This is a genomic window from Planomicrobium sp. CPCC 101110 (assembly GCF_007859395.1).
In the GTDB taxonomy this organism is placed as follows: domain Bacteria; phylum Bacillota; class Bacilli; order Bacillales_A; family Planococcaceae; genus Planococcus.
In genome coordinates, this window is the sequence record NZ_VOHD01000008.1 from 442,456 (window position 1) to 451,792 (window position 9,337).

A 9,337-nucleotide genomic window follows, 5' to 3' on the forward strand; every position below is an offset into this window, starting at 1 on the left:
CCGGTAAAGGAGTTGGCGCTTTTGAATTTTGGTGATTGGCTTACATCATGCCGCCCATGCCGCCCATATCAGGCATGCCTGGTGCTACAGTTGTGTTGTCTGGAATGTCTGCAACGACTGCTTCAGTCGTCAAGAACATCGCCGCAACAGAAGCTGCGTTTTGAAGAGCTGAACGCGTAACTTTAGTCGGGTCAACGATTCCTTCAGACAGCATGTTCACCCATTCACCGTTTGCAGCGTTGAAGCCGATGCCGACTTCTTCTGATTTCAAGCGGTGAACGATGATTGAGCCTTCAAGGCCAGCGTTTGTCGCGATTTGGCGAACCGGCTCTTCAAGTGCGCGAAGGACGATTTTCACGCCTGTTGCAGCGTCGCCTTCTTCGGTTTCAAGAAGTTCAGCCACACGGTTATGGACGTTCACTAGTGCAGTACCGCCACCAGCTACGATTCCTTCTTCTACTGCCGCGCGAGTTGAGTTCAACGCGTCTTCGATGCGAAGTTTACGCTCTTTCAATTCGGTTTCAGTAGCCGCTCCGACTTTGATCACTGCTACGCCGCCGGCAAGTTTCGCCAAGCGCTCTTGCAGTTTTTCCTTGTCGAATTCAGAAGATGTTTCTTCCAATTGGCTGCGGATTTGGCCGACGCGTGCAACGATCTTTTCAGTGTCGCCAGCGCCTTCAACGATTGTTGTGTTTTCTTTCGAAACGACAACTTTGCTTGCGCGTCCAAGCTGCATGATGTTTGTGGATTTCAGATCAAGGCCCAAGTCTTCAGTGATAACTTCAGCACCAGTAAGAACTGCGATATCTTCAAGCATCGCTTTGCGGCGGTCGCCGAATCCTGGAGCTTTAACCGCTACAGCATTGAACGTTCCACGAAGTTTGTTGACAACAAGTGTAGCCAGCGCTTCGCCTTCTACGTCTTCAGCAACGATCAGCAATGGCTTGCTTTGTTGGACCACTTGCTCAAGGATCGGAAGGATTTCTTGGATGTTGTTGATTTTCTTGTCTGTTACTAGGATGAATGGATTATCAAGGACAGCTTCCATTTTCTCAGAATCCGTCACCATGTATGGCGATTGGTAACCGCGGTCAAACTGCATCCCTTCAACTACATCAAGTTCAGTTGTGAATCCGCGTGATTCTTCCAACGTGATAACGCCGTCGTTGCCAACGCGCTCCATCGCTTCAGCGATCAACTTGCCGACTTCAGCATCTCCGGATGAAATCGCCGCAACTTGTGCGATCGATTCTTTTCCTTCGATTTCTTTGGAAATCGCTTTTAGTTCGTTTACTGCAGATGCTACTGCAAGTTCAATCCCGCGGCGGATGCCCACTGGGTTTGCGCCAGCTGTAACGTTTTTCAGCCCTTCACGGATCATTGCCTGCGCAAGAACCGTTGCAGTTGTCGTACCGTCACCAGCGATATCGTTTGTTTTTGAAGCCACTTCAGCAACCAGCTTTGCGCCCATGTTTTCAAAAACGTTTTCAAGTTCGATTTCTTTTGCGATCGTTACACCATCGTTCGTGATAAGCGGCGAACCGAATTTCTTCTCAAGAACAACGTTGCGCCCTTTCGGCCCAAGTGTCACTTTAACCGCATCTGCTAATTTATCCACGCCTTTCAACATCAAACTGCGTGCATCTTCGCTGAACTTAATCTCTTTTGCCATTTGTAATATCCTCCTCTGTCTATTGAAAAATAAATGTTTCTATATTTTCTTACGTCATGATATGGAGCAAATCGGCGAAGACTCCCGCGGGAAAGCGAAGTGCCGAAATCCACTCGGGCGCTAGTCCCGAGTTAGTTCGGCGCGAGCCCGCAGGAAAGCGGAGCCGGTTTGCGGAATATCACCAAGTGTAAATCTAAGAAAGAATCAGTATTAGCCTAAAACAGCCAAGATGTCGTTTTCACGTAGGATCAAGTATTCTTTACCTTGATATTTCAATTCAGTACCTGCATATTTAGAGAAGATGATGCGGTCGCCTTCTTTGACGTCCAATTCAGTGCGCTGTCCGTTTTCACGAATAAGCCCATTACCAACAGCGATTACAGTGCCTTCTTGCGGTTTTTCCTGAGCCGAACCCGGCAGCACGATACCGCTTGAAGTTTTTTCTTCTGCTTCGATGAGTTCAATAATTACGCGATCTCCTAATGGTCTCAACAATTGAAACACCCTCCTCAAATTAAATGAATATTCTACATTAGCACTCTCATGTCTTGAGTGCTAACCCAATACTCAGTTTAATAAAATCCACTCTTTTTTGCAAGCGAGAACATTTAAAATTCGCATATCTTTGCGCTCCCGTTTTGAAAGTTCTACAATAGAAAGAGGAATAGAAGACGAAAGGATACGGATATGAAAACAAACAGCGCGCCCACAAAAACAAAACGAACCGCCAAGCGGACCCCGCTTTATGTATTGCTTATTTTTATCGCGGTGCAATTGCTGCCGATTTTAGCGGTCGTTCCCACATTCAATTATTTCAAAAACCAAGGGCTTGATGAAAATACAGCGCAAATCACCACTTCTGGCTGGCTGGTGGTCATCGCCATGGCCATCGGATTTGTCGTCACTTTGTTCGTCATTGCCCGCGACCGGAAGTTCTTTGATATCTGGAAAGGCAAAAAATCAAGCTTTCCCGCAGCAGTCGGCTGGGGCTTGCTTGGCTTTCTGATGCTTCTTGTCGGCCAGACGCTTGCCGCTTATATCGAAATGGCCATCGGCATCGACCCTGGGTCCGCCAACACCCAGAATATCGTCACCATTGCGGAAGTTGTTCCGCTTACCGTCATTGCAGTAGTGCTGTTTGGCCCAGTGCTCGAAGAACTGGTCTTTCGCCGCGTCGTCTTCGGCTCGCTCAACCAGACGACCAATTTCTTCATCGCCACCGCTGTCAGCGCCTTGGTATTCGCCTTGGTCCACCTGGAATTCATGCATTTGCTGCTGTATTTCACAACCGGTTTGATCTTGGCGTTCCTGTACCAAAAAACCAAACGCATCATTACGCCGATCATCGCTCATGTCATGCTCAATGGCTATGTGATGCTCATTCAATTGAACATGGAGAAAATACAGGATTTTCTGAAACAGCTTGAAAACATCCAGCCATAACAAAAACCTTTCCCGCATTCGGGAAAGGTTTTTAATGTTGCTTGATCTGATAGATCAAGGTCTGCAGCTCCACCGACAAGTCGATGGTCTGGACCCGTATATGGTCCGGCACGGAAATTCGTACAGGAGTGAAATTCAAAATGCCTTTGATGCTGGTTTTCGCCAGCCGATCCGTCACTTCCTGCGCCGAGCGGGAAGGCACCGTCAAGATAACCAGCTCTATGCCGTATTCTTCAATCTTCCCTTCGATTTCATCAGGGTGGAACGTATCGATTCCGCTGATTTTCTCGCCTTCATGCGGGCTGTTTGAATCGAACGCTACAATGATTTTGGTGTTGTGGTTCCGATGGAAGTTGTACTTTAAAAAAGCGCTGCCAAGTCCACCCACACCGATCAATGCCACATTCGTCTCTTCGTCCTGGTCCAGTGTTTTCCGGAAGAATGCCAGAAGTTCCTGCACATCATATCCATATCCTTTTTTCCCTAAGGCGCCTAAATAGGAGAAATCCCGCCGGATCGTTGCTGAATCAATTTTCATAGCGTCGCTCAACTCTTGTGAAGAAATTCGTTTTTGTCCGGCGTTCGCGAAGTTTTGAAGGAAACGGTAATATAGCGGCAATCTTTTTGTAGTGGCCAGAGGAATTTTTGCTGCTTCTTGTAACATACGCTTTCGCAACCTCCTGAGCTCGTCTTAAATCGCTTTCATATTACATTAGCGAAGCCAATATGTAAAGGCTTGGCTAATTGCACACATGCAACGCATGGGCTACACTGATATAGAATAGAGGTGACCTATATGATTGTCTTACAAGTAAATCAAGTCCATAAATCGTTCGGAGCGGACGAAATTCTTTCCGGCGTTAAATTGGAAGTCCAACACCGCGACCGCGTAGCTTTAGTAGGCCGCAACGGCGCGGGCAAATCCACCCTGCTGAAAATCATATCCGGTGAAATGTCTTATGACAGCGGCGATATCATCATGCCGAAAGACTTGACCGTCGGTTATTTGGAGCAGCAGTCCACGTTCGAATCGACTGCCACCATATGGGATGAAATGATGTCGATTTTCGCTCATTTCCGTGAACAGGAAAACAAGCTCCGCGGACTGGAGAAGCAAATGGCCGATCCCGCCGTTTATAATGACGCTGCCCAGTACGAAAAAGTTCTAAAAGAATACGACCTCCTGCAAGTCCATTTCATGGATGCGGGCGGCTATCAGTATGAAGCGGAAACGCGCGCCATCCTTCACGGGATGAAATTCTTTCCTGAGGATTACAGCAAACCGATCGTTTCCTTGTCGGGCGGACAGAAAACGCGTTTATTGCTTGCAAAACTTTTGCTCAGCAAACCGCAGCTGCTCATCCTCGATGAGCCGACTAACCACCTGGACATCGAAACGCTGAGCTGGCTCGAGAACTACTTGAAAAACTATCCCGGCGCCATCTTGATCGTTTCGCACGATCGTTATTTCCTGGATCAGGTGGTGACCATCGTCTATGAAGTATCACGCCATCGCGTCAAAAAGTACACGGGCAATTACAGCCGCTATTTGGACGAAAAAGCCAAGCAATACGAGCTGGACTTGAAACAGTTTGAGCGCCAGCAAAGCGAAAAAGCCAAACTTGAAGATTATGTCCAGCGCAACCTGGTGCGGGCTTCGACAACCAAAATGGCGCAAAGCCGCAGAAAAGTTCTGGAAAAGACCGAATGGATGGAAGCGCCGGACGGCAATGAGAAATCCGCACGGTTCGGCTTTACGATCGAGAAGCAGAGCGGCAACGACGTACTGAGCGTCAACTCGCTTGCTATCGGCTACAACGAACAGCCCGTATCGCACAACATCTCCTTCAAACTGTACCGCCAGGAAAGCCTGGCGCTGGTCGGTCCGAACGGCGTCGGGAAATCGACGCTTCTGAAGACCATCATAAAAGAATTGAAGCCTCTGGCAGGCGATATTCATTATGGCACCGGCATCCAGTTTGGCTATTACGACCAGGAACAAGCCAACCTAAAAGGAAACAAACTGGTGCTGAACGAACTGTGGGACGATTATCCCCATATCAATGAAAAAGATATCCGAGGCGTCTTGGGGCGTTTCCTGTTTTCAGGCGATGATGTGCTGAAGCCGCTGTCCTCGCTTTCAGGCGGCGAGAAGGCCCGAGTGGCACTGGCCAAGCTGATGATGCAAAGGGCCAATGTACTGCTGTTGGATGAGCCGACCAACCACTTGGATCTCGACAGCAAAGAAGTGCTGGAAAATGCGTTATTGGATTATCCGGGAACCATTCTTTTTGTTTCCCATGACCGCTACTTCATGAACCGCATTGCGACAAAAGTGGTCGAACTGACGCAAAACGGCACAACCGATTATTTTGGCGATTATGATTACTATGTGGAAAAGAAACTTGAACTCGAGGAATTAGAGGCGCTTGAAGCAGGCCCGACTGCTGCCGTTGCCAAAACAGCCGCTTCAGCTTCCACTTCCCAAATCGACAAAGAAGCTAAAAAACTTGAACGCCAGTTGATGCGCCTATCGGAAGAAGCCGAACAAGCGCTGGAAAAGCTGGATGGACAAATCGCTGAAATCGAGGATTTGCTGTGCCAGCCTGAAATATTCCAAGACCATGAGCAAGTTTTGCCGCTGCAAAGCCAGCTGGAACAACTAAAATCGGCTCATGAAGAAAAAACTGATGAATGGCTTGAACTGCAAGAAAAAATCGAACAAATCCAAGGCTGATCGCATACACCAGTATGCGATTTTTCTTTCGCTATATGTAGGTCAATACCTTTTCCTGCAATAATTATTCTCCACAATCTTATCCACATCTTTTTTGTGATAAGAACGCCTATCAACAAAGTTTTACACATTGTCCACAGATTAATAAAAAGTTATACACATAGTTTTCCCCTTTTGGGTATACAATATGTAGAAAACTCTTCTTTTCTCCCTACTTTATTAACAAACTATTCACAAATTGTGCATAAGTACAAATGTTCTCTATTGACATAACAATCGATTTTTGCCTTTGAAAGAAGTAATATTATATAAAAAAAAGAAGCTTTGGAACTCAGCCTTTGCTGGTTCCAGAGCTTCTTTTTACGAGGTCCAAGAGGTAAGTTCCATTCCTGGCCGCCCGTTCATTTTCATAGTGCCGCGAATACCTTTTTCATACATGACCGTTCCGGCTGCCGCAATCATTGCCGCATTGTCCGTGCAAAGCGGAAGAGAAGGGATATAGAAAGGAATGCCTTTCTCCTTGAATGCCGCTTCCAGCGAAGTGCGCAGCCCTTTGTTCGCAGCTACTCCACCGGCCGCAATCACTTGGCGCACATTGTATTGCTCCGCTGCGCGCAAAGCTTTTGTTGTAACCACTTCGACAACGCTGTTTTGGAAACCTGCTGCAATATGTTCCGGCTTCACATCTTCCCCGCGCTGTTTGGCATTATGCATATAATTCAAAACAGCAGATTTCAGGCCGCTAAAACTAAAATCATAAGAGCCTTCCTCAAGCCATACCCGTGGAAATTGGATCGCATCATCGCTTGCATGCGCCAGCCGGTCAATATGCGGACCGCCAGGATAAGGCAAGTTCAATGTGCGCGCCACTTTGTCATAAGCTTCCCCTGCTGCGTCATCCCGCGTTTCACCGATCACTTCAAAATGGCCGTGTTCTTTCATATAGATCAGTTCCGTATGTCCCCCTGAAATCACAAGAGCCAACAATGGAAATTCCATTTCCTGCTCCAGCCGGTTAGCGTAAATATGGCCGGCAATATGGTGTACGCCGACAAGCGGCAATTGATGGGCAAACGCGAATGCCTTTGCCGCATTTACGCCGACAAGCAATGCACCGACAAGCCCAGGCCCTTCTGTTACCGCCACCGCACTCAAATCACTTGGCGCGAGATCAGCCGCCTTTAATGCCTCTTCAATCACCAAGGTTATTTGCTCAACATGATGGCGTGATGCAATTTCCGGCACAACGCCGCCAAAGCGTTTATGGCTTTCGATTTGGGAAGCGACCACATTGGACACGATTTCCGTTCCGTTTTTTATAACGGACGCCGCGGTTTCATCACAGCTCGTTTCAATTCCTAAAACAAAAATATCTTCATTCATTAAAATTCACCCACATAACTATGGCATCTTCGTAATTGTCCGAGTAATAGCGCTTACGGATGCCACCATTTTCAAATCCTAGTTTACGGTACAGATTTTGGGCGACATGGTTGCTGACTCTTGCTTCTAGCGTCATCAACATAGCGCCTTTTTCTTTAGCAATTTCCATTGCCGCTTTCATCAAGTGTTCCCCCAGCTTTTTCCCGCGCTCATCCGGATGGATTGCAATATTGGTTACATGGCATTCATCCATGACAAGCCACATCCCGCAATAACCGACAATGCCCTTTTCTGTCTCTGCAATCACATAATACGCGTGTTCATTGTCTACCATCTCATAGAAAAAAGCTTGCTTCGTCCATGGCAATGAAAAAGACAAAACTTCGATATCGTAGACAGCATCGATATCTTCAACTGTCATCTTCCTGAATGTGATGTTTTCATTCATTTGGATTGCCCTTCCTGCGCCTTGATATAGTTGGCTTCCGCTTCTGTGATCCGGTGGTATTCCGGAATTGCCTGATGCACGTCAACCGGCTCGCTGCCTTTTGCCAGCATAATCAGATTGGACGCACGCGGCAGACGGTTTTGAGGGGCACTGAAAAACGCCTTGTCTCCCATTGCATCCCGGATCGTCGCCTCATGGATACTAACATCTATTCCTGTAAACAATACTGGTTTATTGTATTGCTGCAGTTTTTCAAGAAATTCTTTCAAGTCACTGTGTCCATCAGGAATGATTTCTTGAAGGCTCAATCCATCATAAGCGCCTGTGAAGACAGTGCCGCGTCGAGCATCCATAATCGGGCAAACCAAGCCATCAAAAAACTGCCCATTGGCAGCCAGCACTTTTAAGCTTGAAACCATATAAAGAGGAATCTTCAATGACCAAGCCAAGGTTTTAGCAATGGTCAGCCCAATCCGTACCCCCGTGTAAGAGCCTGGACCTTCTGCGACAGCAATATGCGTCAAATCGGCTGGCGCTACTTTGGCTTTGGCCATTATCTCTTCAACTGCAGGCATCGCGGTTAAGGAATGGTTGATTTTTAAATTTGTCGTTTCTTCTATTAACACCGTACCGTCTTTCACCAATGCAACTGCAAGCGGTGAATTGGATGTATCGATCCCGAGAAATATCATAGTTTAAGCTCCTTGCATACAGTTTCATAGCGTTCACCGATTGGATGCAACACAATAACACGGCCTGTTTCAGATTGCCGGGTTATCGTAATTTCCAGGCGCTCTGCCGGTAAATACTCTTCAATGAATTTTGCCCACTCAACAACAGAAACGGCTTCACTTGAAAACAATTCGTCAAAGCCGATGTCTTCTTCACTGTCTTCTAGGCGATACACGTCAAAATGGTTCAAATCCAGATTGCCTGAGTACTGCTTTAAAATGGTAAACGTCGGGCTGTTCACCATCCGTTTTATGCCAAGACCTTTGGCGATTCCTTTTGTGAATGTTGTTTTTCCTGCCCCTAAATCGCCTTCAAGCGTCAAAAGGTCTTGAGGCTGCAGAAGGCTGGCAAGTTGCAGTGCAAACTTTTCCGTTTCTTCGGGCGAATCAACGTATATCGTATATGTCATGGTTTCAGTCACCTCTATTGAGTCTGTCATAAGTTTAGCGAAGATATGCAAGTAAATCAAAATATATAATCTAGAACATGAAGTTATGAATGGCTTTGAGACAGGTTATTGAACAAAAAAAATAAACACAGCAGAATCGCTGTGTTTATTTATAAGAATGACGGTCCCGACCGGGATCGAACCGGCGATCTCCTGCGTGACAGGCAGGCATGTTAACCGCTACACCACGGGACCAAAAAAAAACAGACCAGCGACGTCCTACTCTCACAGGGGGAGACCCCCAACTACCATCGGCGCAAAAGAGCTTAACTTCCGTGTTCGGGATGGGAACGGGTGTGGCCTCTTTGCCATCATCACTGGACTCTTTTTTTAGAGTGCTTGTTCACTCAAAACTGGATACACGACGGTTGAAACGAAACAGATTTGGTTAAGTCCTCGATCGATTAGTATTCGTCAGCTGCACATGTCGCCACGCGTCCACCCCGAACCTATCTACCTCATCGTCTTTGAGGG

At 47.0% G+C, this 9,337-nt stretch carries 9 protein-coding genes, 1 tRNA gene and 2 rRNA genes; 2 read left to right on the plus strand and 10 right to left on the minus strand.

Annotated features, from left to right (window positions below):
- Window positions 1-40: 40 nt before the first annotated feature.
- Both groL and groES read right to left on the minus strand, forming a co-directional pair.
- Complete coding sequence (gene groL / locus FQV30_RS13910) at window positions 41-1,672, minus strand: chaperonin GroEL (protein ID WP_146500747.1); 1,632 nt, start codon at window positions 1,670-1,672, stop codon at window positions 41-43.
- A gap of 210 nt (window positions 1,673-1,882) precedes the next feature.
- A complete protein-coding gene (groES, locus tag FQV30_RS13915; RefSeq protein WP_146500748.1) occupies window positions 1,883-2,167 on the minus strand; it encodes a co-chaperone GroES in 285 nt (94 codons plus the stop codon).
- 192 nt (window positions 2,168-2,359) lie between these two features.
- Here groES and FQV30_RS13920 point away from each other — a divergent pair, with 192 nt between their 5' ends.
- Entirely contained in the window at window positions 2,360-3,115 is a 756-nt protein-coding gene (locus FQV30_RS13920; RefSeq protein WP_146500749.1) for a CPBP family intramembrane glutamic endopeptidase, read from the plus strand.
- Between the two features lie 31 nt (window positions 3,116-3,146).
- Here the strand turns inward: FQV30_RS13920 and FQV30_RS13925 are convergent, their stop codons facing one another.
- Window positions 3,147-3,779, minus strand: coding sequence for a redox-sensing transcriptional repressor Rex (locus FQV30_RS13925; RefSeq protein WP_146500750.1), 633 nt, complete (start codon window positions 3,777-3,779; stop codon window positions 3,147-3,149).
- Window positions 3,780-3,911: 132 nt separating this feature from the next.
- Here FQV30_RS13925 and FQV30_RS13930 point away from each other — a divergent pair, with 132 nt between their 5' ends.
- Window positions 3,912-5,852 carry an ABC-F family ATP-binding cassette domain-containing protein gene (locus tag FQV30_RS13930; protein WP_146500751.1) on the plus strand — a complete coding sequence of 647 codons (1,941 nt, stop codon included), beginning with the start codon at window positions 3,912-3,914 and terminating at the stop codon, window positions 5,850-5,852.
- Window positions 5,853-6,212: 360 nt separating this feature from the next.
- On the opposite strand, the gene tsaD is transcribed toward FQV30_RS13930, so the two are convergent.
- The 7 genes from tsaD to FQV30_RS13965 all read right to left on the minus strand — a co-directional run.
- On the minus strand, window positions 6,213-7,235 hold the full coding sequence (tsaD, locus tag FQV30_RS13935) for a tRNA (adenosine(37)-N6)-threonylcarbamoyltransferase complex transferase subunit TsaD (RefSeq protein ID WP_146500752.1): 1,023 nt from the start codon (window positions 7,233-7,235) through the stop codon (window positions 6,213-6,215).
- On the minus strand, window positions 7,228-7,683 hold the full coding sequence (gene rimI / locus FQV30_RS13940) for a ribosomal protein S18-alanine N-acetyltransferase (RefSeq protein WP_146500753.1): 456 nt from the start codon (window positions 7,681-7,683) through the stop codon (window positions 7,228-7,230). Before rimI ends, tsaD begins: the two co-directional genes overlap by 8 nt.
- Complete coding sequence (gene tsaB, locus FQV30_RS13945; RefSeq protein ID WP_146500754.1) at window positions 7,680-8,375, minus strand: tRNA (adenosine(37)-N6)-threonylcarbamoyltransferase complex dimerization subunit type 1 TsaB; 696 nt, start codon at window positions 8,373-8,375, stop codon at window positions 7,680-7,682. The genes rimI and tsaB overlap by 4 nt, the downstream gene beginning before the upstream one ends.
- Window positions 8,372-8,824, minus strand: a complete 453-nt coding sequence (gene tsaE / locus FQV30_RS13950) for a tRNA (adenosine(37)-N6)-threonylcarbamoyltransferase complex ATPase subunit type 1 TsaE (protein WP_146500755.1) — start codon at window positions 8,822-8,824, stop codon at window positions 8,372-8,374. Before tsaE ends, tsaB begins: the two co-directional genes overlap by 4 nt.
- A gap of 161 nt (window positions 8,825-8,985) precedes the next feature.
- Window positions 8,986-9,058 (minus strand) — tRNA-Asp (locus FQV30_RS13955).
- A gap of 11 nt (window positions 9,059-9,069) precedes the next feature.
- Window positions 9,070-9,185, minus strand: a 5S ribosomal RNA gene (rrf, locus tag FQV30_RS13960).
- 62 nt (window positions 9,186-9,247) lie between these two features.
- A 23S ribosomal RNA gene (locus FQV30_RS13965) occupies window positions 9,248-9,337 on the minus strand; the annotation flags it as partial.

Bases quoted from the DNA above. Each gene is read 5' to 3' on its own strand.
- FQV30_RS13920 (WP_146500749.1), top strand. From the start codon at position 2,360: ATGAAAACAAACAGCGCGCCCACAAAAACAAAACGAACCGCCAAGCGG.
- FQV30_RS13930 (WP_146500751.1), top strand. From the start codon at position 3,912: ATGATTGTCTTACAAGTAAATCAAGTCCATAAATCGTTCGGAGCGGAC.
- tsaB (WP_146500754.1), bottom strand. From the start codon at position 8,375: ATGATATTTCTCGGGATCGATACATCCAATTCACCGCTTGCAGTTGCA.
- tsaD (WP_146500752.1), bottom strand. From the start codon at position 7,235: ATGAATGAAGATATTTTTGTTTTAGGAATTGAAACGAGCTGTGATGAA.
- FQV30_RS13925 (WP_146500750.1), bottom strand. From the start codon at position 3,779: ATGTTACAAGAAGCAGCAAAAATTCCTCTGGCCACTACAAAAAGATTG.
- rimI (WP_146500753.1), bottom strand. From the start codon at position 7,683: ATGAATGAAAACATCACATTCAGGAAGATGACAGTTGAAGATATCGAT.
- groL (WP_146500747.1), bottom strand. From the start codon at position 1,672: ATGGCAAAAGAGATTAAGTTCAGCGAAGATGCACGCAGTTTGATGTTG.
- tsaE (WP_146500755.1), bottom strand. From the start codon at position 8,824: ATGACATATACGATATACGTTGATTCGCCCGAAGAAACGGAAAAGTTT.